This window comes from Mycobacterium sp. MAC_080597_8934, assembly GCF_000523975.1.
In the GTDB taxonomy this organism is placed as follows: Bacteria; Actinomycetota; Actinomycetes; order Mycobacteriales; family Mycobacteriaceae; genus Mycobacterium; species Mycobacterium avium.
This window is the reverse complement of sequence record NZ_JAOS01000054.1, coordinates 56358-76989: the sequence shown is the minus strand read 5'-3', so window position 1 is coordinate 76989 and position 20632 is coordinate 56358. Positions and strand designations below refer to the sequence as shown.

Here is a 20632-nt window from a genome sequence, read left to right as displayed (position 1 = left end):
ACCAGGCGGTCGCGGTCGTTCTCCATCCTGGCCAGCAGGGTGTCGATGGCGACCAGCCCGAAGTCGTTCTTGCGCCGGTGGCGACCAGCGCGTAGGCCTCGTCGAGGAACAGCACCCCGTCCAGCGCGCTGTCGATGATGGCGTTGGTCTTGGCCTCGGTCTCGCCGATGTGCTGGCCGATCAGGTCGGCGCGGTGCACCTCGCGGATGTTCTCCCGCTTCAAAAGCCCCAGGCCGCAATAGATCTTGGCCACCACGCGGGCGATGGTGGTCTTACCGGTTCCGGGCGGCCCGGCGAACACCAGGTGGTGGGCCCGCTGCGCGACCGCGAGCCCGCGCTGCTTGCGGACCAGTTCCATGGCGACCGAGCTCTTCAGCCGGGACACCTGGTTCTTGACCTCGTCGAGTCCGATGAATTCGGCGAGCTGGCGTTCGGCCTCGGCCAGCAGCACCGCCTTGCGCTCGTGCGCGGCCGGGTCGACGAAGTCCTCGGCGCTGGGCTCGGTGGCGGGGTCCCACGGGTCGGTGCGGGCCTCGATGCGGGCCGCGGTGGTGGTCACGATGCCGAAACTGGTGTCCGATAACGCCTGTTCGACCTGTTCGTTCTCCGGGTGCGCGGCGTAGAGGTCCTGCAGCACCTCGCTGGCCGATTCCTCGTCCACGTGCGCGCGCAGCACCAGCGCCTTGGCCAGGGCGCCGTCGACGGCCGCCACGGCGACCGGACCGTCGGGCTCCTCCAGGTAGGACAGCGCCGGGGCGAACATGCCGAGGCGGGCCAGCGCGGTGCCCAGGGCGATCTTGGCGGCGTGCGCGTAGGCGTCGTCGAGGTCGGTGTCGTTGACGATCGGGGTGAGCAGCTTGACGACGTCCGACCAGCGCTCGGCCCGGTAGTTGATCACGACCGACACCCAGCGGGCTTCCCGCCAGCCGGGTCGGGCGGCGGTCAGCGCGGCGACGATCCGGTCGGCGTCGGCGAAGCGCCCGGCGGTTGCCAGCGCCGCCGCGTAGGCGAGCTGGAAGTCGTCGGTCGTGGTGGCGCGGAACTGCAGATACAGCCCGGTGTCGTAGCGGAAGCCCAGCGCGCCGGGCGCCAGGTCCACCTGGCGCTGCAGCACGCCCGCGGTGGCAGCAGTGCGGGCCACCGCCTCCAGCACGCGCAGCGACACGTCGCCGGCGGCCGCCAGCCCGGTCCACGCGTCGCACTGGTCGTGGGCGATGCGGGTCAGCGCGGCGAAGCCGGAGCGGGCGGCGGCCAGGTCGGCCGGGCGCTGCCGTTGGTAGACGACGATGCCCAGCGCGCGGCAGCAGGTGGCGAACCGGCTGACCACGTCGCCGTCGACGCGTGCGTCGACCCGGGAATTGACCGGCTGAGCTGTGAGCATGCCGGTGTCACCGCGTTCCACGGCCGCGCCTTCTCATGTATGTAGCCTCCCCTAACCTAACCGCCTGAAGTTAGCATTGCATAAGCTAACTGTCGAGGCGTTCGAGCCTGGTCGGCTCACCACTCCGCTGCCCTTCTTCTACCGCTGATGAGGACGTTTCGCCTAGGGATTTGCCGCATTTTCGGCATACTCACAGCCGCACCCTCGGCAGCCTCACAGCAAGACCTCACCTTACTGAAAATCATTTTCATTATCAATTCCGGCGTGCCTCCCGCGGACGGGTAGCGGATGGGTAGCCGGGCACGGTCACGCAGCCAGTAGTCGGGCGCCGCGGCGGTAAAGTTCCGCCGCTACTCGCCGGTCCAGTTGCCCGGCACCATGGGCATCGACGGTCCGGTGCCGAACTCGTCGCCGGCCAGCGTGGCCAGCCCGGTCGCCTGCGCGGGGGCCGACGGCGCGGTGCCGGCAAAGCCCAGCGGGCCGGCGCCCCGATCCGATGCCGTCACCGAGTCGGTTTCGGGCTCGGGTCCGGCGTCGGGCTCCACGTCCATGAACTCGTAGCCGCGATAGCGGTCCTTCATGGCGGCCCGGCGTCGCCGTCGCGCCCGCGCCCGCTCGGACGCCGATGCGCCGGCCGGCGCGGCGGCCGCGGCGGGGTCGGGCTCGGACGCCTTGCGCTGTGCGCCGCTGCCCATGCCGGTGCCGCTCCCGATGGTCGGGCCGCCGATCAGGTACGGGTAGGCGGTGCCGCCGATGCCGGAGGGCGGCGGCGGTGCGGCCCGGACGCGGTCACCGTCGCCGACGCGGGGCCGGTGCGCCGGCCGATGCGGGCGCCGGGCGGCGACGGCCGCGGCGCCATCGCGGACCGGCCACCACGGCCGGCATGCTCGACGGCTGCGGCGGCGGCGCGGCCGGCAGCGCGGGCAGGGGTGCGGCCTTCTGAATCGCGGCGAGCCCGCTCAGGCCGGCGAGTCCCGCCGCGGCCCCGGCCGGCAGGGCGAGGCTGAACGCCGCGATCTGGGGCGCGAAGGCCTGGAAGGCCTCGATGGCGTGGCCGATCTCGTCGACGATCAGCAGCCAGATGTCCCGCAGCAGCTGGGTCAGCGCGGCAGACGGGTTTTCGGGGAACTCCTCGAGATCCCGCCCGATGGTTTGGAAGATCTCCAGGAACCGGTTGACCCACCAGCTCAGCTGGTAGGGGTTGCCGCCGTCGTTGTCGACGATGCCGCCGTCGTCGCCGCTGTCGTCGCTGTCCGAACCGTCCGAGCTGGTGGAGTTGACGATCGGCGGCGCCGGGTCGGTCTGTGGCGCGGCGGCCACCGCCGTGCCGGCGACCGCTTGATAGGTGGACATGGTGGTGGCGGCCTGGACCCACATCCGTGCGTAGTCGGCCTCGTTGACCGCGATCGGGATGGTGTTGACGCCGAAGAAGTTGGTCGCCACCAGCGCGGCGTGCGTGGCGTGGTTGCCGGCCAGCTCCGGCAGGGTCGGCATCGCGGCCAGCGCGGCGGTGTAGGCGGCGGCCGCGGTCTCCTGCTGGGCGGCCACGGCCGCGCTGTTCGCGCTGGCCCGCTCCAGCCACGCCAGATAGGGCGCGTGCGCGGCAACGTACCGCTCGGCGCTGGGCCCCTGCCACGCATCGGATTGCGCCGCCGCCAGCGTCGCGCTGAGTTCCGCGGCGGCCGACGCATAGGTTTCGCTCAACGACGTCCAGGACGCGGCCGCGCTCAGCAGGCCGGCCGGTCCCGGCCCGCTGCTGAGCAGCGTGGAATGGACCTCCGGGGCGAACGCCATCCACACCGGCGCGGTCATGGCCGAAGACTCCTCGTCGGGCTGGGTCAGGAACCGCCGGGGCTGTTCGGCGGCGCACGGGTCAGCCCGGTAGTAGTCGCACCGGGGCCGCGAGAAGTTCCGGCGCGGCGCCGATTCATGGATGACTCATGAAAAACCGGCCGCGATCGGGGTTCGCGGCCGGTTTGTCGCTCGGCGGGTCAGGCCCGCACGGCGCTCACCAGGGTGTTGCGCGCGATCATCGGCCCGGCCTCGGTGTCCGGGCCGGGCACCGGACGGCCGACCTGGCGCAGGTAGTCGGCCAGCGGGGTGGGCACCGCGGTCCAGCCGCGGCTGCCGAACCACTCGGCGGCCGGCGCGCACTGTTCGTTGTAGACGAGCTGAAAGAACATTCGCTGCTCGCCCTGCTCGTTGGCGGCGCGTTCGGCGGCCACCGCGGCCTCGAAGTCCTCGGGCGTCATCGGGGCGCCCTCCTCGACCGCGACGTGGCTGCCGTGGCCGGCCAGCGCGTCGATGCCGGTGAACAGCTGCTCCTGGGCGCTGGCCGGCAGATAGATCAGCAGGCCCTCGGCGATCCACGCCGACGGCTTGTCCGGGTCGAATCCGCTGTCCCGCAAGGCCTGCGGCCAGTCCTCGCGCAGATCCACGGCGATCTCACGGCGCTCGGCGCGCGGGTGGGCGTCGACGCCGGCCAGCACCTCGCGCTTGAAGTCGAGCACCTGCGGCTGGTCCAGTTCGAAGATGGTGGTCGCGGCCGGCCAGTCCAGGCGGTAGGCCCGCGAGTCCAGGCCCGCGGCCAGGATGACGACCTGCCGCACCCCCGCGTCGGCCGCCCGGCGGAAATATTCGTCGAAGTACTTGGTGCGTGCCCCCTGGAAGTTCACGAAGTGCACGCCGAAGTCGTCGGTCTTGAGCTGATGGTCGGGATCCTTGCCGTCCAGCACGTCGGCGGCCGAACCGCCGACGGCGCGGCAGAAGATCTCCGCGTACGGATCCACCGCGAGCGGGTCGGGCTTTTGCGCCTCCAACGCCCGCGCCGTGGCCACGAACAACGCGGTCGAGCCCACGCTGGTGGTGATGTCCCAGGTATCGCCTTCGCTTCGCACGCGATCCACCCTACGCCGCCCGGCCGACACCGCATTTCCGGTGGCGCACAACGGTACTAGGGTTTCGCAGTTATCGGCGACCGTCGCGTCGGCGGAACTGCTCCATCCCACCTGCGCCGGCGGGGCTCATGACGGGTCCGGGTCCTGCCGCGCCCCCTGCGCCGCGTTGTCGGCGGCTTCAAGGCCCACACACGGCTCCTCATGCCAATCGCCGAACGGGTCGTCGTACCCCTGCCACTCGCCGGGGCGCTCCAGCTCCTCGTCGGTGAGCAGCGCCGCCTGCAGCGCGTCGAGAATCTCGGCGGGATCCGCGCCGCACACCAGGATTGCCATCGCGGTGTGCCGATCGCCGTGCCGGTCGTCCCAGCCCAGCGCGGCCAGCACACGGCGCTGGGCATCGATGCCGTCGCGCTCGGGGCCGGTCATGGCGGCCAGCCACTTGCCCGCCGAGCTGACCCGCAGGCCGGCACCGGCCGATTCCAGCCACATCGCGCGGTCGGCCCGACTGGCCAGCCAGAGCCGCCCGCGGGTTCTGATGACGCCGTCGAGCAGCAGATCCAGGCAGGCATGCAGCCGCCCGGGATGGAAGGGCCTTCGAGAGTTGAACTCCACCAAGCGAATCGGCCCGCGCGCATCCAGCGGCGGCTGCCCCGCCAGCAGCGGGCCGTGCGGGTCGTCGACGCGGCCGCGGCGCGCGTCGCGGTACAGGTTGTTCAGTGCGTCATCGATGCCGTCAGCGCCAACTCGGACGCGGGCGCGCGGGGCCAGCCGGCGCAGCACGGCGGCCAGGAACGGATTGGGATGGTCGAGCACCACCACGTCGGCGAATTCGGCCTGACCGATCACCACCTGGGCGTGGGTGCGGCCGTCGTCCAGTTCGTCCTCGCCCAGTGCCTGGCTCAGCCACGTCGAGGAGTCGACACAGGTCACCACGGCGGCGATCGAAACATCAAGGGCCGCAGGGCCGTCGACGCCACCCGGCGCCACCCGGACCCGGACGTGGTTGATGGCCAGGCAGATCGGTTCCGGTTCCAGCCAGGGGGCCAGGTGCACCACGATCCGGTCGACGTCGTCGCGACGGTGCAGTTGACGCAGCAGGACCAGTAGATCGTTGCGGATAGTGCACGACACGCAGCCGTGCGCGAGTTCCAGCCCGCACTCGGTGCTGGTCAAGACGCCATCGGTGAGCACCGCCGTGGTTCGGCGCACCACGTGGCCGTCGAACCGATGCTCGACGACCAGCGTTCCCGAGGTGCGCAGCAGCGCACCCACGACCGGATCCGTGCCGCGTTGGCCGGCAACCAGGAAGACGGGCGTCCGCATCGGCCTCCTTATTGGTAATCGTTTTCATCTAAGCCACCCATACGGTACCGTTCGTGGCGGGCCTTGTCGAAAATGATTTTCAATAAGCGGGGGAGGGGTTTCGTGTCTGCCGACTGCCAGGTGACGGGCCGGCGGCCGAGCTTCGGTAATGCGGTGTCGCATTCGCATCGCCGGACGCCTCGGCGCTGGTCGCCCAACATTCAACTGAAGACCTATTACCTGCCCTCGGAGGGGCGCCGGATTCGGCTGCGGGTCAGCGCCAAGGGCATCAAGGTCATCGACCGCGACGGCATCGAGGCGGTGGTGGCGCGGCTGCGCCGGCACGGACAGCAAATCTGATGCCCCGCAACGAGATTCGACCCTTGGTCAAACTGCGTTCGACGGCCGGGACCGGATACACCTACATCACCCGCAAGAACCGGCGCAATGACCCCGACCGGCTGGTGCTGCGCAAATACGATCCGGTCGTCCGCCGCCACGTCGACTTCCGCGAAGAGCGCTGAGCGAAGGCGGGTCAGCGCGGGTAGGCGTAGGGGTTGCGCGGCGCATCGATCCGGGTGACCGCGGTGGTCTGCAGCGTCGGAATCACCGCCGATTTCGGTTGCCGCGGCGCCGGAATGACCTGACCTTCGACCCGGATCCAGGTGTTGTCCGGCAGGCCGGCGGCGGCCGCGGCGGCCGGGCCGCGCAGATGGATACGGGCCAGCTGCGCGTCGGCCGCACAGCAGACGATCACGACGCGTCCCAGGTCGACGCCGTGAGCCTCGTTGAGGACGAAGCCGGTCACGGTGATCGTCCGGTTCGTCAGCGATCCGGTGGTGTCCTGCGCCTCGCGCATCAACACCTCCGGCAGCGACACTTCCGGGGACGATCCCGTCGGCAACGGCGGAAACTTTTGTCTCAGAACATCATTGGACACCGCCATCACCGACGGGGCCGCCGCGGAAGGACGCAGCGCCGGCGGCGCCACGAACATCAGCACCAGCACGGGAAGCACCAGCAGCCAGACGAGGCCGCTGCGGTGGGAGTGCTCGTGGCCCGCCCCGCCGGGCGCGTCGACGGTGCGCGGGCCACCGCGGCGGATGTCGCCCACGATGGCCGCCAGCGCCAACCCGATCAACACCACGGCCGAGGTCACCAGCCACGGCCACAGTCCGGGTTTGACATACCGGGTGAACACGCCGGAGGCGGTGATGATGACCATGCTGATGCCCACCAACAGCAACACGGTGTTTTCGGTCTCGCGGCTCATCAGCGCGCGCCCAGCACGAAAAAGCCGATGCCGCAAGCACTCACGGTTGCTACGAGAAGAGTGCACGGCGCAAAACGGGCCGCGAATGCCCGGCCGAACATGCCCGCCTGCATGGCGAACAGCTTGACGTCGACGGCGGGCCCGACGACGAGGAACACCAGCCGGGGCAACAGCGGCACCATCGTCAGACTGGCCGCCACGAACGCATCCGCTTCCGAGCACAGCGCCAGCACCACCGCCAGGGCGGCCATCAGCGCGACGCCGAGCGCCAGGTCACCGGCCAGATGCGTGAACACCCACGGCGGCACGGCCACGTGCAGCAGTGCGGCGGCGGCGGCACCGAGGACCAAATACGATGCGGCTTGCAGGAAGTCGTGACGGGCCGCCTCGGTGAAGACCTCCAATCGCGATTCGGCCGGCGCCCGGGATGCCGGCAGTGCGCGCGTGATCCATTCCGGACGGCCCCAGCGTGACCACACCCAACCCATGACGACGGCGGTCAGCAGCGACGCGCCCAGCCGCGCGAACACCATGCCGGGCAAGCCCGGAAACGCCACCGCGGTGGACGCCAGGACGACCGGGTTGATCGCCGGCGCCGCCAGCATGAACGTCAACGCGGCCGCCCCCGTCGCCCCGCCCTCGCCGAACAGCCGCCGCGCCAGCGGCACCGACCCGCACTCGCAACCGGGCAACGCCATCCCGCCCGCACCGGCCGCCAGGACCGCCGTCGCCGGCCGACGCGGCAGCCAGCGCGCCAATCGCTCGGGCGAGACGAACACCGCGATCAGCCCGCTCACCACCACCCCGAGCACCAAAAACGGGATCGCCTGGACGAAAACCCCGCAGAACACGGTGCCGACCGTGGACAACGCCGCGCTGTTGCCGACCACGGTCCGCAGGGTGGTCGCGGCCAGGGCGCAGGCCAGCAGGATGCCGACCAGCACCTCCATCGACCCGATTCGCCAGCCGCGGACGGCCTTCAGCGTCGCCACCGGGCCATTATCGCTGCGCGCCCGTCGCAACGAACCGACTAGCTGTCGTGTTCGGCTCCCGCGTCGTCTCCCGGTTCCCAGCTGCCCGGCATCATCGGCATCGTCGGACCGCCGAGCTCGGCCCCCGGCAGGGTGGTCAACCCGGCGGCCGCGCCGGCCGCGTCCTTGCGCGCGGTGCCGGCGAAGCCCAGCGCGCCCGCGCCCCGATCGGACGCCGAGGACTCGGGGCCGGCCGGCCCGCCCCAGTCCGGGTCGACGTCGACGTTCATGTCCATGAACTCCTCGCCGTGCCCGCGCCGGGTGGCGCGGCGGCGCCGGCGCGACCGGCGGCCGCACGCGCCGCCGCGGCCGCCGCGGCGGCGGCGCTGTCGGGTTCCGGCGCTTTGCGTTTGGCGCTGGAGCTGGCGCTGGCGCTCATCCCGAGCCGGTTCCCATGCCCGGCGGGCCGATGACGTAGGGCGGGAAGAATCCCGCCGCGGGCGCGACGGGTGCCGGTGCCGCGGGCGGCGCGCCGGCCACCGTGGTCGCCGTGGCGGCGGGCGCGGGCGCCGGGGCCGTCGCCACCGGGGCAGCCGCTGCGACGGGGTGGGTGCGATGGCGATGGCGGCGGCAGGCCGGGCGGGCGGCGGGCCGCGACGGCCGCGGGACGGCCACCGGCTGCGGGAGGGCCGCCAGCCCGGCCAGCCCGGCGAATCCGCCGACGGCGGCGAACGGCGCGGCCGCCAGCAACAGCGCGGGGGCCAGCAACTCCGGCTGGCTCATGAAGATCTCCAGGATGTGCGTCGGCCAGTCGAACAGCATGAGTTGCACCAGGTACTGGAACGCCAAGGCGGGATTGTGCACCAGGTAATAGCCGAACTGCTCGAAATCCTCCAGCAGTTCCAGGGCGCGCACCACCCAGAAGATGGGTTCCCCGGCATTCGTGTAGGCGTCGTAGTCCAGCCCGTTGACGGTTCCCTTGGCCGGGTCCCAGTCGATCCCCAGGTTCCTCAGGATGTTCGCGATGAAGTCGTTGAACGGATTGTCGATCTTGGGGTCGTGATCTTCGTTGCCCGAATCGTCTTGCGAGGCATCAGATTTCACGATCTGCGGTGCCGGTTCGGCTTGCGGTGTGGACGCGACTGCGGCGGTGGACACCGCGTGATAGGTGGACATGGTGGTCGCCGCCTGCGTCCACATTCGCGCATAGTCGGCCTCGTTGACCGCGATCGGCACCGTGTTGACACCGAAGAAGTTGGTGGCCACCAGGGTCGCGTGCACGGCGTGGTTGGCGGCCAGCTCCGGCAGCGTCGGCATCGTGGCCAGCGCGGTGGTGTAGGCGGTCGCGGCCACCTCGTGCTGGGCGGCCACCGCCGCGCTGTCGGCGCTGGCCTTGGTCAGCCATGCCAGGTAGGGGGCGTGCGCGCCGACGTACGATTCGCCGCTGACGCCCTGCCAGGCGCCCGCGGCGACGCCGGTCAGCAGCGTGCTCAATTGCTCTGCCGCAGAAGCATATTCGGCACTCAACTGCGACCATGCGCCGGCGGCGGCCAGCAACGACGCGGGTCCAGGGCCGCTGCTGAGCAGCGCGGAATGCAGTTCGGGCGGCGAGGCCATGAAGATCGGCGCCGTCATGGGTCTCCTCAGGCTGGAAGGCGGACCAGACTGAGCAGACTTTAATGAAAATGATTATCGTTATCAACCCGGCCGTGGCGGCCGGCCGCCCGCGCTACACGAGCGGACGCCCCTTGCGGATCCGGCGGTCCAGGTCGTAGAGCAGGACGTTGAACGGGAATTGCCGGATGAACCGCGGTAGGTAGCGGTTCACCGTCGCCAACACCGCGATCAGCCGGTCGAAGCGCCGCTGCTTGGTCGAGTCCCAGGGCAGCCGCATCTCGTCGCGGAACCGCTGCGGCAGGAAGCCGGTCGTGATGAACAACGCGAAGCCCTCGGTGAGACGCCGCACCGGGCCGGGCAGCCACACTCCCCGAATGCGGTTGGCCGCAATGGGATACAGATACTCGCGCACGGCGTCGTCGATGTGCACCTTGGCCAGCGACTCCTCCCAGTAGCGGTCGAACGCCGCGCGGTCCGGCGGCCACATCGCCGGCGGCACCTGCAGCGTGGTGGCCAGCGTCATGCCCTCGCGGTAGTGGCGGTCGGCGTCGTCGCCGTCGAGTTCGCCGATGAACATCCGGTAGATGTCCAGCCCGCCCTTGTACAGGCAGGCGCCCACCCACAGCTGCAGGTTGGGGTCGAAGGCGTTGTAGGACACCGGGCTTTCCGGCGTCGAGTACACCTGCGCGTGCGCCCGGTTCACCGCCCGGCGGAAGGCATCCTTCTGCGCCTCGCTGCCGGAGGTCGCCACGGCCAGGTAGGTGAAGGTGGTGCGGGCCCGCTTGATCGGATGCAGGTCGACCCGGCCGCTTTCCACGCGGCTTTCCATCACGCCGTAGCCGACACCGGGATTGGCCAGCTGCATGATCACGTTCGCCGGGCCGGCCAGCAGCGCCACGCCCATCAGCCCCTCGTCGATGCCCAGCGTCCGCAGCGGCTTGCGCCGCCGGGGCCGGGGCGGGTCGGTGACGCGGCGCTCGACGTGGCTCGTCGGCTCGACATGGCCCGTCGGCTCGACATGGGCCGTCGGCTGGTGCACCGGCTCGTGAATCGCCATCGTCAGGTCCTCCCGCAGCACTGGTCCGCTAATCTGCGAACGCTTGTTTCCTGATATTGTCGTGGCCCGGCGTTGGTGTCAAGATGGTGTGCATGAGCCAGACGTCCGGCGCGCGGCCGTACCGCGGGGTCGAGGCGGCCGAACGGCTGGCCACCCGGCGCAACCGGCTGCTGGGCGCGGGGCTGGACCTGCTGGGGGCCGAGCAGCAGAACATTGCGGCGGTCACCGTCCGCGGCGTGTGCCGCCGCGCCGGCCTGGCGGCGCGCTACTTCTACGAAAGCTTCACCGACAAGGACCAATTCGTGGCGTGCGTGTTCGACTGGGTGGTCGCCGAGCTGGCCGCGACCACGCAGGCCGCGGTGACGGCGGTGCCGGCCCACGAGCAGACCCGCGCGGGCATGGCCAACATCGTGCGGACCATCACCGAGGACGCCCGGGTGGGCCGGCTGCTGTTCAGCACCCAGCTGGCCGATCCGGTGGTGGTGCGCAAGCGCGCCGAGTCCAGCGCGCTGTTCGCGATGCTGTCCGGCCAGCACGTGGGCGACGCGCTACGGATGCCGGCCAACGACCGGATCAAGGCGGCCGCCCACTTCGTGGTCGGCGGCGTGGCACAGACCATCAGCGCCTGGCTGGCCGGCGAGGTGCGTCTCGAGCCCGATCAGCTCGTCGACCAGCTCGCCGCGCTGCTCGACGAGCTGGCCGAGCCGGCCCTGTACCGGCGCACCGAAACGCCCGCGCAGTCCTAGCGGGTTGCCACCGCGCGGACCGGATTCCAGCCCGTCGCGCCGGTCAGCGAAAAATCGTTCAGCGCCCCCGAAAGGGCTTGCCGCAACGCCTCGTTCGAATTCTGCCGGCCCAGCTCGTAGCCCAGGACCGAGACGAAGACCCGGTCGTGCACTCGTCCCGACAGCAGCGCCAGCGCTCCGTTGGTGCGCTGCATGGTCGCGTCGGTCACGCCCGGGTACACCGACCTCATCGCGAAATAGTCGGCGTCCGTGCCGTCCGGCCGGTTGGCGGCCGGGTCGAGCGCACCGAGGTTGGACGACACCACCGTGGTGGCGCCGCCGGTGACCACGCCGAGCAGCCGCCGGAACACCCGCTTGGGGATCAGCGGAACCAGCGGCAACAACGCCCACCGCTCGTCGGGCAGGTCGTGGTGGCGGACCAGGGCGTGCTTGACCGCGGCCCGGATCGCGCGCAGGTCGGTGCCGATCGCCGCGGGTCCCAGCAGCACGTCGACGTTGGTAACGGCGTTGGCGCGGGTGTCGCCGGCAACGCGTTCGTTGACCGGCATGCCGACGGTGACCGAACCGTCGCGGGCGACCCGTCCCACCCGCTGGGCGAGGCGGGCGGCCAGTCCGGCGAGCAGCGCGTTGCTGGTGCCGCCCAGGGCCCGGGCGCGGGCGTCCCACTCGTCGGCGTCGACGAAGATCGTCTGCGCGGGGACGGTGACGCGGTCTTGGGTGCCGCGCCGCCGGGTCGCGCGCCCACGCGCCAGCGCCGCGCCGCCGCGGCCCTGGCGCAGCATCCGTGCCGCCGCACGCACCGCACGGCCGACATCGCCTGTGTCGCGGGCGGTTTGGCGTGCGTCCTCGGCCAGCGCGGACCAGCGTGGCCGGGCCGCCGCCGCGGGCCAGCGGACCGTGTCCGCGCGCCCGCGCGCCGCGTCGGCCAGCGCCTCGCACAACCCGACGCCGTCGGTCAGGCAGTGCGTGGTGACCAGGCTCACCACCGCGCCGCCGTCGGTCAGCGGCAACACCGCCAGGTGCCACCCGGGCCCGTGCTCGGCGTCCGGCCGTCTGCCGGCCTGCTCGGTTAGCCAGGCGTCGACGGCATCCCGCGGCCGCGGCACCGCGACCACCTCGAGGGCGCCCTGCGCGCCGGTCGACACCCAGCGATGACGGCCGAACGGCAACGGGGAGCACTCGATCCGCCGCGCCAGCCGTCCGGCACCCAGGTGCCGGTGGAACCGCCTCAGCCCGGCCAGGTCGATCGCGCGGTCGTACACCCACACGCATTGCAGCAGGCTGGTGGCTCCCGTCGCCCGCTCACCGAGAAACAGGGTCTGGTCGGCCAAATCCAGCACGTTGCTCATGATTACGCCGCTTCGGTGTCGTCCGCGGTGGGCGCCGAGGTGCCCGGTTCGTGCGAATCGGGTTGGGGCACAACTATGACGGGCTCGTCCGCGGCGGGCCTGGCGACGCGGGTGAATACCCGGATCAGCGTGGCGATGTAGCGCAGCACCGAGTCGCGGGCGATCGCGTTGTCCGGGAACGACATTGTCACCGTGGTGTTCGCGGCCTGGCGGTTGATCCACATGTTCACCCCGCCGTGCGAAAGGCTGTCGCCGTAGGTGCCGAACTTGGTCTCGGCCCACAGGCCGTTGAGGGGAATCTTGCGGAAGTCGAGGAACGACAACATCATCGGCAGCTGGGTGGGCAGTTTGATACCCAGTTCGTCCGGCGTGGCCAGCTCCAGCACCCGCTCCACCGGCACGTCGGCCAGGCGTTGGGCGTCGTCGAACGACTTCTGCGCCGTCCTGGCCGCCTGGGCGAACGTTTCGCCCGCGGTCGGCACCGTGACCGGGATCAGGCTGGCGAACCAGCCCAGGGTCATGGTGTCGACGCCGGGTGTGCGGGTGTCCCGGGCGGTGAATCCGTGATACGTCGTCTTGCCGGTCAATTCGTGTTCGGCCAGCGCCGTGCAGGCCAGCACTCCCCCGATGAACCGGGCGCCGGCCGCCAGGCAGGCGGCGTCGAACGACGCCGTGTCCGCGGCGTCCATCAGCTCGACGGTCAGCAGGTCGCCCTTGCTGCTGGCCCACGTGTCGCCCAGGGGCAGCGGAAAACTCGGCCAGTCGCCATCGGTGTCGCGCGCGAACTCGATCCAGTCCTTGATCTCCGGCGACGACAAGGTCAGCGCGGCGGCCTTCTCGCGCTGGCGCACCGCGTAGTCGCGGTAGCTGCGGATCTCCGGCAGCGCCGCGGGCAGCCGGCCGGTATGGGCCAGCTCCTGATAGGTCAGGTGGATGTCGAGGAAGATGAGGGCGGCCGAAAGACCGTCGATGTGCAGGTGGTCGACGCTGGCGTAGAAGGTGAAATACTCTGCGTGCTGGATGATTCCGTAGGTGAAGCAACCCCATTCCAGGGTCTGCGGAGTGCTTGTCAGCACGTGCGTGCGCACCTGGTCGGCGTTCATCTGCCCGAGCGGCACCGCAACGTAGTCGATGTCCTCGGGACGGTCGATGACCCGGCGCACGAAGACGCCGTTGTCGTGCTCGAACCAACTGTGGTAGGTGTCCTGCCGGTGCAGGTGCGCGTTGATGGTCGCCGTCATCGCGCCAATGTCGCAGGCGCCGGGGATGTCCCACGCCACGACCATCAGCCGCGGTAGCTGGCGGTCCAGCACCTTGCCGTGGTAGGCGGCCCAGAGGTGTTGGTTCTGTTGGTAACTCGGCGGCAGGTCACTTCGCCGCGCGGCGCGCGCGGCTTCGAGCGCGGCCGGCGCGGCCATCCACATCGTGACCGGGCCGTGCGGCGGTTGCCATTCGTTGATGTTGCCGAGTGCGACCATTTCCTCGAATCCTGGTTCTGTGTGAGCCGACGCTTCCGGTGCGGCCGGGGGTTGCGAAAGTGCATTGAGCGCTTGGCTTTTCGCACATCATCGGTTTGATTTCGCGCTGGAAATCGGCAACGGTCTCGACCCCTGAGGCGGACTGAACCACCCCGTCGCTTGCGCCCCCTGTGTCGCTGCTGTGACGCTAGCTGACGGAGGCGAAGATTTCGGCGGTTTTGTGAAGACTCGCATTCCCCAGCGAAATCACCGGCGGTGCAGTAACCTCTCCTGCCCGAAAGGTCCCCCATCCTGATGCCAGGCGCCCGCGTGCGCGGTGTCCTCGCCAAGTCCGCTGTGCGGGTCGGTAACTCGGGATACGATTGACCGTTGGGCGGCCGGAACGTCAGGGGAACAGCGGCAGGTCCCACAGTCGCATGCCGGGGCGCAGCAGCCACAGCCGCATCATGGTGAGCCGGGTGATGCGCAGCGCGCTCAGGATCATGAAGACGGCCAACGGCACCTCGATCAGCAGCGCGGTGATCACCGACAGCCAGACGTCCTTGGGCCCGGCGGTCATCAGGTCGAACCACGCGTCACAGATCAGCAGGACGCCGGTGGTGAACGCGGCGAGCCCGAGCAGCTGGCGGCGCAGGTAGCCGAGCACCGCGGTGGCCAGCATGAAACCGACCAGCAGCACGTCGAAGCCGATCCAGGTGATCGGCCAGTTGTGGGCGACGTAGTTCTCCGGCAGCGTCACCGACAGGTAGCCGAGCCACGGGATCATCGCCATGGAGCCGCCGATCATCAGGCTCAGCCGGATGCGCCGCATCCGGGCCAGATATTCCGGGTCGATCACTTCGCCCAGGGGCCGCTTCAGCCGGGAGACGAGTTCGCGCCGTTGCTCGGGCGTGAGCGCCGCGATCTGTTCGTCGGTCAATATGCCGTCGGTCATGACACCATCCTCCGGCTCGGCGGCGTCAGCGCCCGGCGCCCACCCGGGGCCGGCGGTCCGCCGCGGTCTTGGGCACCGCTCGAGCGTCGCCGCTGTCGAATTCCTTCACCCAGCAAGCGAACTCGAGGGTGATGCCGTCGGGGTCCTGGAAGTAGAAGGAGCGCACGTAGACGCCGGGGTGCACGGTCGCGGAGACCTGCATCGGGCTTTCGTCGTGGTTGAGCACCGGGCCGACCCGCACGCCCTTGTCCTTGAGCCGTTGGCGGTAGGCGTCGAACTTCTCGGCGGGCACGTGGAAGGCCAGGTGGTTCATGGTGCTCACCGCGCTGGTGATATCGCCGATGCCGGGGATGGCGCCCGGCGACGAGATGCCGGGGACGCGGTCGGGCGCGTCGGCGAACCAGAAGAAGGCCACGCAGTCGCCGTTGCCGGCGTCGAAGAAGAAGTGCTGGCCAGCGCCGCCGGGCAGATCGAGCGATTTGACCAGCGGCATGCCCAGCACGTTGCTGTAGAAGTCCACGGTTTTCGCCATGTCCGAACACACCAGGGCGACGTGGTTGATCCCGCCGAGTTCGAATTCGGTGTTGGTGTTGTGCGGCTTGATCATCGGGTTTCTCCCTCGGTCCCCGGGTGACGATCCTGGCCAAGACCCGAATCTGAATCTAACATCAGATTCAGTTTTGGCCCAGGGAGGTGCGCAGGTGTCGACCGCGGCATCCCCGGCTGACCGGCCCGGCCGGCCCGCGGCGCTGCCCACGCATCGGGGCAGGCGCACCCGGGCCGCCATCGACATGGCCGCCCGCACCGTCATCGCCCGCAAGGGTGTGCTGGCCACCACCATCGCCGACATCGCCGCGGAGGCGGGCCGCTCGGCGGCGTCCTTCTACAACTACTACGACTCCAAGGAGGCGATGGTGCGCCAGTGGGCGCTGCGCTTCCGCGACGAGGCTAATCAGCGGGCGCGGTCGGCGACCCGGCACGGCCTGTCCGATCGGGACCGCGCCTACACCGCGGCCGCCGCCCACTGGCACACCTACCGCAACCGGCTGGCCGAGGTGATCAGCGTGTCACAACTGGCCATGGTCAACGACGACTTCGCTCGGTACTGGGCCGAAATCTGCGCGATACCAATCTCTTTCATCGCCGAATCGGTGCGGCGCGCACAAGCCCGGGGCTACTGCCGCGACGACGACCCGCAGCTGATCGCCGAGGCGATCGTGGCGATGTTCAACCAGTTCTGCTACATCCAGCTCGGTTCCGCGCGCTCCGGGGAACCCGACGACCAGGCCTGCATCCGAACCCTGGCCAACATCTATTACCGGGCCATCTACGGGCGTGAGGAGGAGCCGCAGAGTTGAGTCGCGAATCGAGTCGCCGTACCGGCGCCGGGGTGATCCGGGAATTCGTCGGGCTGCCCTCGCGCACCGCCGGCCGCGCGGGCGCCGGCGGGCATCCCTGCCAGGGGCTCTACCACCGGGGCGTGGGACGCAAACCGAAGGTGGCGATGATCGCCACGCACTACCAGATCGACTTCTCCGAGCACTATCTGGCGGACTACATGGCCACCCGCGGCATCGGTTTTCTCGGCTGGAACACCCGGTTCCGCGGCTTCGAGAGCAGCTTCCTGCTCGACCACGCGCTGGTCGACATCGGCGTCGGTGTGCGCTGGCTGCGCGACGTCCAGGGAGTGGATACCGTTGTGCTGCTGGGCAATTCGGGAGGCGGATCGCTGATGGCCGCCTACCAGTCGCAGGCCGTCGACCCGAACGTGACCCCGCTGGACGGGATGCGTCCGGCGGCGGGGCTGACCGAATTGCCGCCGGCCGACGGCTATGTGGCCACCGCCGCGCACCCGGGGCGCCCGGAGGTGCTCACCGCCTGGATGGACGCCGCCGTCGTCGACGAGAACGACCCCGTCGCCACCGACGCCGACCTCGACCTGTTCAACGAGCGCAACGGCCCGCCGTATGCGCCGGAGTTCCTCGCCCGCTACCGGGCCGCGCAGACCGCGCGCAACCACGCCATCACCGACTGGGCCGAAAAGGAGCTGAAACGCATTCGCGCCGCGGGGTTTTCGGACCGCCCGTTTTCGGTGATGCGCACCTGGGCCGACCCCCGCATGGTGGATCCGGCCATCGAGCCCACCAAGCGCCAGCCCAACACGTGCTACGCGGGTGTCCCGGCCAAGGCGAACCGTTCCGCGCACGGCATCGCCGCGGCGTGCACGCTGCGGAACTGGTTGAGCATGTGGAGCCTGCGGGTGGCGCAAACCCGGGCCGAACCGCACCTGGCCCGCATCGGCTGCCCCGCGCTGGTGATCAACGCCGAGGCCGACACGGGGGTGTTTCCCTCTGACGCGCAACGCATCTTCGACGCGCTGGCCAGCACCGACAAGACGCGGGCCTCGATCGACACCGATCACTACTTCACCACGCCCGGGGCGCGCAGCGAGCAGGCCGATCTCATCGCGCGGTGGATCTTCAAGCGGTGGCGCTAGCCGCTGGCCCATGTCGTCGACCAACCCACTGGTTGTTAGCTTGGAAGGTACTTGGCCGAAACGGCGTCCTGCAGCAACGGAAGGCGACCAATGCCGATCGCAATAAATCCCGAGCATCAAGAACTGGCCGATTCAGTGCGATCGCTGGTGGCGCGCATCGCGCCGTCCGAGACGCTGCACCGGGCGATGGAGACGCCGCTGGAGAACCCGCCGCCGTACTGGCAGGCGGCGGCCGAGCAGGGCCTGCACGGCGTCCATTTGTCGGAGTCGGTGGGCGGGCAGGGCTTCGGCATCCTCGAGTTGGCCATTGTGCTGGCCGAATTCGGCTACGGCGCGGTACCGGGCCCGTTCGTGCCGTCGGCCATCGCCAGTGCGCTGATCTCCGCGCACGACCCGGACGCCAAGGTGCTCTCCGAGCTGGCATCCGGCGCCCAGATCGCGGCCTACGGCCTGAATTGCTGTGCGCTGACCGCGACCCGTCAGGGTGATGTGTTGGTGATCCGCGGCGAGCTGCGCGCGGTGCCGGCCGCGGCGCAGGCCTCGCTGCTGGTGTTGCCGGTGGCGATCGACAGCGGCGAGGCGTGGGTGATGCTGCGCGCCGAGCAGCTCGAGATCGAACCGGTGAAAAGCATCGACCCGCTGCGGCCCATCGCCGACGTGCGGGCCAACGCCGTCGAGGTCGGCGACGACGTGGTGTTGGCGAAGCTGAGCATGGCGACCGCGCACGCCCTGATGACCACGCTGCTGTCCGCCGAGGCCATCGGCGTCGCGCGCTGGGCGACCGACACGGCGTCGCAATACGCCAAGATCCGCGAGCAGTTCGGCCGGCCGATCGGCCAGTTCCAGGCCATCAAGCACAAGTGCGCCGAAATGATCGCCGACACCGAGCGGGCCACCGCGGCGGTGTGGGACGCGGCCCGGGCGCTCGATGAGGCCCGCGAAAAGGATTGGGACACAGCGGGTTCGCACGTCGAGTTCGCCGCCGCGGTGGCGGCCACGCTGGCCCCGGCCGCCGCCCAACGATGCGCGCAGGATTGCATCCAGGTGCACGGCGGGATCGGCTTCACCTGGGAGCACGACACCAACGTCTATTACCGGCGGGCGCTGATGCTGGCCGCCTCGTTCGGCCGCAGCTCGGACTATCCGCAGCAGGTGGTGGACACCGCGACCAGCACCGGGATGCGCGCGGTCGACATCGACCTTGACCCCGACACCGAGAAGCTGCGGGCCGAGATCCGGGCCGAGGTGGCGGCGTTCAAGGCGATGGACCGCGAGCAGCGCAAGGTCGCCCTCGCCGAGGGCGGCTGGGTGCTGCCGTACCTGCCCAAGCCGTGGGGCCGGGGTGCGGGCCCGGTGGAGCAGATCATCATCGCCCAGGAGTTCGCCGCCGGGCGGGTCAAACGGCCGCAGACCGGGATCGCCACCTGGATCATCCCGTCGATCGTGGCGTACGGGACCGACGAACAGAAGCAACGCTTCCTGCCGCCGACGTTGCGCGGCGAAATGATCTGGTGCCAGCTGTTTTCCGAGCCGGGTGCGGGATCGGACCTGGCCGGCCTGTCCACCAAGGCCACCCGGACCAACGGCGGCTGGCGGATCACCGGCCAGAAGATCTGGACCACCGCCGCGCAGTTCGCGCAGTGGGGCGCGCTGCTGGCCAGAACCGACCCCAACGCCCCGAAACACAATGGCATCACCTACTTCCTGTTGGACATGAGCAGCGACGGCGTCGACGTCAAGCCGCTGCGCGAGCTGACCGGTAACGCGATGTTCAACACCGTCTACATCGACGACGTGTTCATGCCCGACGAGTGCGTGCTGGGTGAGGTGAACCGCGGCTGGGAGGTCAGCCGCAACACGCTGACCGCCGAGCGGGTCTCGATCGGCAGCAGCGAGGCGAATTTTCTGGCCACGCTGGCGCAGTTCGTCGAGTTCGTCCGCGACGGGCAGTTCGATCAGGTTGCGCGGCACCGTGCGGGTCAGCTGATCGCCGAGGGCCATGCGGCCAAGGTGCTGAACCTGCGCTCCACGCTGCTGACGCTGGCCGGTGGCGACGCGATGCCCTCGGCGGCGATCTCCAAACTGCTGTCGATGCGCACCGGCCAGGGCTATGCCGAATTCGCGGTGTCCTCGTTCGGCACCGACGCGGCGATCGGCGACACCGATCAGCTACCCGGCAAGTGGGGCGAGTACCTGCTGGCCAGCCGCGCGACCACCATCTACGGCGGTACGTCGGAGGTGCAGCTGAACATCATCGCCGAACGGCTGCTGGGGTTGCCCCGCGACCCGTAAACCGTTGCGCCGCAAACGGTCTGGACAATAGGTCTGGAAATAGGGCCATGCCGACCTGGCTGATGCCAGGCCGGCATGGTTCCCCCCACTACGCGGTCCGGTCATCCCGAGGGTTGGCGTGTCGGCGATGACCGGTTCACCGCGCGGAGATGGTGGTCACCACCACCAGTTCCACCAGTGTCCGGGCGCCCAGAAGCCCCGGTTCCAACCACCGTGGCCCCAGCCACCGTGGCCCCACGGGCCATGTCCCCGACCATCATGGCCTCCCCATCCGCGGCCACCGGGACCGTCGGGAATGGGGCCCGGTCCGCTGTGCGGCCCGGCACTGGCGAAACTTGTGGAAGGCGCCGGCGCGGGGGCGGCCTGAGCCGCCGGGGCGCCGCCGAACAGCAGCGCGCCGACCACGGCCCCAGCCGCCGCGACACCCGCGACGACACCGTGTGACGATGCTGAGCAGATCATCGAGGGCGTCCTTCCAACGATTTGGATTTATCGGAGGTTGATGCCCAGAACGCTACTCGCGCATTTCTCGGCAAACAAGATGGATTGGCTTGTCTTTGCTGTGAATTGGATAACAAGAGTGTCGAATTACCACCTTTTTTGCGGCGTTTCTATACGCATTTGCGCCGATCCGCTTATCCGCGATTACTGACCCCGCGTGGTTCAGGTGGCACACATACACACAGGTAGATAGACGTCTACTGAAGTACTGGCCCTGACACCGAGTATCTACTGATATACGTTTAATGCCATTGCCGTATGTGCGGAAGAAATGCTGTCGAAGTTGTCGTCCCGAGGTCGTCCACCGCCACCCAAAACGGCGTTTACTCCCACACGC

Annotated in this window: 15 protein-coding genes and 3 pseudogenes; 6 read left to right on the top strand and 12 right to left on the bottom strand. The window is 69.8% G+C overall.

Features of this window, described 5'->3' with window-relative positions; genetic code table 11:
• From eccA to mrf, 4 genes and pseudogenes are all read right to left on the bottom strand, one after another.
• Positions 1 to 1402: pseudogene (gene eccA / locus NF20_RS24155) on the bottom strand (type VII secretion AAA-ATPase EccA); the annotation flags it as partial.
• 329 nt (positions 1403 to 1731) lie between these two features.
• A pseudogene (locus NF20_RS24145) lies at positions 1732 to 3193 on the bottom strand (PPE family protein).
• 179 nt (positions 3194 to 3372) lie between these two features.
• A complete protein-coding gene (locus NF20_RS24140; RefSeq protein ID WP_011726304.1) occupies positions 3373 to 4278 on the bottom strand; it encodes a class I SAM-dependent methyltransferase in 906 nt (301 codons plus the stop codon).
• Positions 4279 to 4404: 126 nt separating this feature from the next.
• Positions 4405 to 5601, bottom strand: a complete 1197-nt coding sequence (gene mrf / locus NF20_RS24135) for a ribosome hibernation factor-recruiting GTPase MRF (RefSeq protein ID WP_024637386.1) — start codon at positions 5599 to 5601, stop codon at positions 4405 to 4407.
• 102 nt (positions 5602 to 5703) lie between these two features.
• On the opposite strand from mrf, the gene rpmB reads away from it, so the two are divergent.
• Positions 5704 to 5940 carry a 50S ribosomal protein L28 gene (rpmB, locus tag NF20_RS24130; RefSeq protein WP_011726306.1) on the top strand — a complete coding sequence of 79 codons (237 nt, stop codon included), beginning with the start codon at positions 5704 to 5706 and terminating at the stop codon, positions 5938 to 5940.
• Positions 5940 to 6104, top strand: coding sequence for a 50S ribosomal protein L33 (gene rpmG / locus NF20_RS24125; protein WP_011726307.1), 165 nt, complete (start codon positions 5940 to 5942; stop codon positions 6102 to 6104). Before rpmB ends, rpmG begins: the two co-directional genes overlap by 1 nt.
• 11 nt (positions 6105 to 6115) lie before the next feature.
• On the opposite strand, the gene NF20_RS24120 is transcribed toward rpmG, so the two are convergent.
• From NF20_RS24120 to NF20_RS24105, 4 genes and pseudogenes are all read right to left on the bottom strand, one after another.
• Positions 6116 to 6853, bottom strand: coding sequence for a TIGR03943 family putative permease subunit (locus NF20_RS24120; RefSeq protein WP_009979578.1), 738 nt, complete (start codon positions 6851 to 6853; stop codon positions 6116 to 6118).
• On the bottom strand, positions 6853 to 7845 hold the full coding sequence (locus NF20_RS24115) for a permease (protein ID WP_009979579.1): 993 nt from the start codon (positions 7843 to 7845) through the stop codon (positions 6853 to 6855). Before NF20_RS24115 ends, NF20_RS24120 begins: the two co-directional genes overlap by 1 nt.
• Before the next feature lie 38 nt (positions 7846 to 7883).
• A pseudogene (locus NF20_RS24110) lies at positions 7884 to 9459 on the bottom strand (PPE domain-containing protein).
• A 94-nt stretch (positions 9460 to 9553) separates the two neighbouring features.
• Positions 9554 to 10498 carry an oxygenase MpaB family protein gene (locus NF20_RS24105; protein WP_011726309.1) on the bottom strand — a complete coding sequence of 315 codons (945 nt, stop codon included), beginning with the start codon at positions 10496 to 10498 and terminating at the stop codon, positions 9554 to 9556.
• An 83-nt stretch (positions 10499 to 10581) separates the two neighbouring features.
• On the opposite strand from NF20_RS24105, the gene NF20_RS24100 reads away from it, so the two are divergent.
• A complete protein-coding gene (locus tag NF20_RS24100; protein WP_009979585.1) occupies positions 10582 to 11244 on the top strand; it encodes a TetR/AcrR family transcriptional regulator in 663 nt (220 codons plus the stop codon).
• Here the strand turns inward: NF20_RS24100 and NF20_RS24095 are convergent.
• The 4 genes from NF20_RS24095 to NF20_RS24080 all read right to left on the bottom strand — a co-directional run bounded on the left by NF20_RS24095 (position 11241) and on the right by NF20_RS24080 (position 15612).
• Complete coding sequence (locus NF20_RS24095) at positions 11241 to 12593, bottom strand: hypothetical protein (RefSeq protein WP_011726310.1); 1353 nt, start codon at positions 12591 to 12593, stop codon at positions 11241 to 11243. The two genes, NF20_RS24100 and NF20_RS24095, sit on opposite strands and share 4 nt — an antisense overlap.
• Positions 12594 to 12595: 2 nt before the next feature.
• On the bottom strand, positions 12596 to 14071 hold the full coding sequence (locus NF20_RS24090; protein ID WP_011726311.1) for a condensation domain-containing protein: 1476 nt from the start codon (positions 14069 to 14071) through the stop codon (positions 12596 to 12598).
• A gap of 385 nt (positions 14072 to 14456) precedes the next feature.
• Entirely contained in the window at positions 14457 to 15005 is a 549-nt protein-coding gene (locus NF20_RS24085; protein ID WP_011726312.1) for a hypothetical protein, read from the bottom strand.
• 25 nt (positions 15006 to 15030) lie between these two features.
• Positions 15031 to 15612 (bottom strand): VOC family protein, encoded by a 582-nt coding sequence (locus NF20_RS24080; protein ID WP_009979593.1) that lies wholly within the window; start codon positions 15610 to 15612, stop codon positions 15031 to 15033.
• Positions 15613 to 15796: 184 nt separating this feature from the next.
• On the opposite strand from NF20_RS24080, the gene NF20_RS24075 reads away from it, so the two are divergent.
• The 3 genes from NF20_RS24075 (at position 15797) to NF20_RS24065 (ending at position 19794) form a co-directional block, all read left to right on the top strand.
• Complete coding sequence (locus NF20_RS24075) at positions 15797 to 16363, top strand: TetR/AcrR family transcriptional regulator (RefSeq protein WP_162151401.1); 567 nt, start codon at positions 15797 to 15799, stop codon at positions 16361 to 16363.
• Complete coding sequence (locus tag NF20_RS24070) at positions 16360 to 17502, top strand: alpha/beta hydrolase (protein ID WP_175417487.1); 1143 nt, start codon at positions 16360 to 16362, stop codon at positions 17500 to 17502. The genes NF20_RS24075 and NF20_RS24070 overlap by 4 nt, the downstream gene beginning before the upstream one ends.
• 90 nt (positions 17503 to 17592) lie before the next feature.
• Positions 17593 to 19794 carry an acyl-CoA dehydrogenase gene (locus NF20_RS24065; protein WP_033710761.1) on the top strand — a complete coding sequence of 734 codons (2202 nt, stop codon included), beginning with the start codon at positions 17593 to 17595 and terminating at the stop codon, positions 19792 to 19794.
• Positions 19795 to 20632: the final 838 nt, after the last annotated feature.

Bases quoted from the DNA above. Each gene is read 5' to 3' on its own strand.
- NF20_RS24105 (WP_011726309.1), bottom strand. From the start codon at position 10,498: ATGGCGATTCACGAGCCGGTGCACCAGCCGACGGCCCATGTCGAGCCG.
- rpmG (WP_011726307.1), top strand. From the start codon at position 5,940: ATGCCCCGCAACGAGATTCGACCCTTGGTCAAACTGCGTTCGACGGCC.
- NF20_RS24090 (WP_011726311.1), bottom strand. From the start codon at position 14,071: ATGGTCGCACTCGGCAACATCAACGAATGGCAACCGCCGCACGGCCCG.
- NF20_RS24120 (WP_009979578.1), bottom strand. From the start codon at position 6,853: ATGAGCCGCGAGACCGAAAACACCGTGTTGCTGTTGGTGGGCATCAGC.
- NF20_RS24065 (WP_033710761.1), top strand. From the start codon at position 17,593: ATGCCGATCGCAATAAATCCCGAGCATCAAGAACTGGCCGATTCAGTG.
- NF20_RS24095 (WP_011726310.1), bottom strand. From the start codon at position 12,593: ATGAGCAACGTGCTGGATTTGGCCGACCAGACCCTGTTTCTCGGTGAG.
- NF20_RS24085 (WP_011726312.1), bottom strand. From the start codon at position 15,005: ATGACCGACGGCATATTGACCGACGAACAGATCGCGGCGCTCACGCCC.
- NF20_RS24080 (WP_009979593.1), bottom strand. From the start codon at position 15,612: ATGATCAAGCCGCACAACACCAACACCGAATTCGAACTCGGCGGGATC.
- NF20_RS24100 (WP_009979585.1), top strand. From the start codon at position 10,582: ATGGTGTGCATGAGCCAGACGTCCGGCGCGCGGCCGTACCGCGGGGTC.
- NF20_RS24075 (WP_162151401.1), top strand. From the start codon at position 15,797: ATGGCCGCCCGCACCGTCATCGCCCGCAAGGGTGTGCTGGCCACCACC.
- mrf (WP_024637386.1), bottom strand. From the start codon at position 5,601: ATGCGGACGCCCGTCTTCCTGGTTGCCGGCCAACGCGGCACGGATCCG.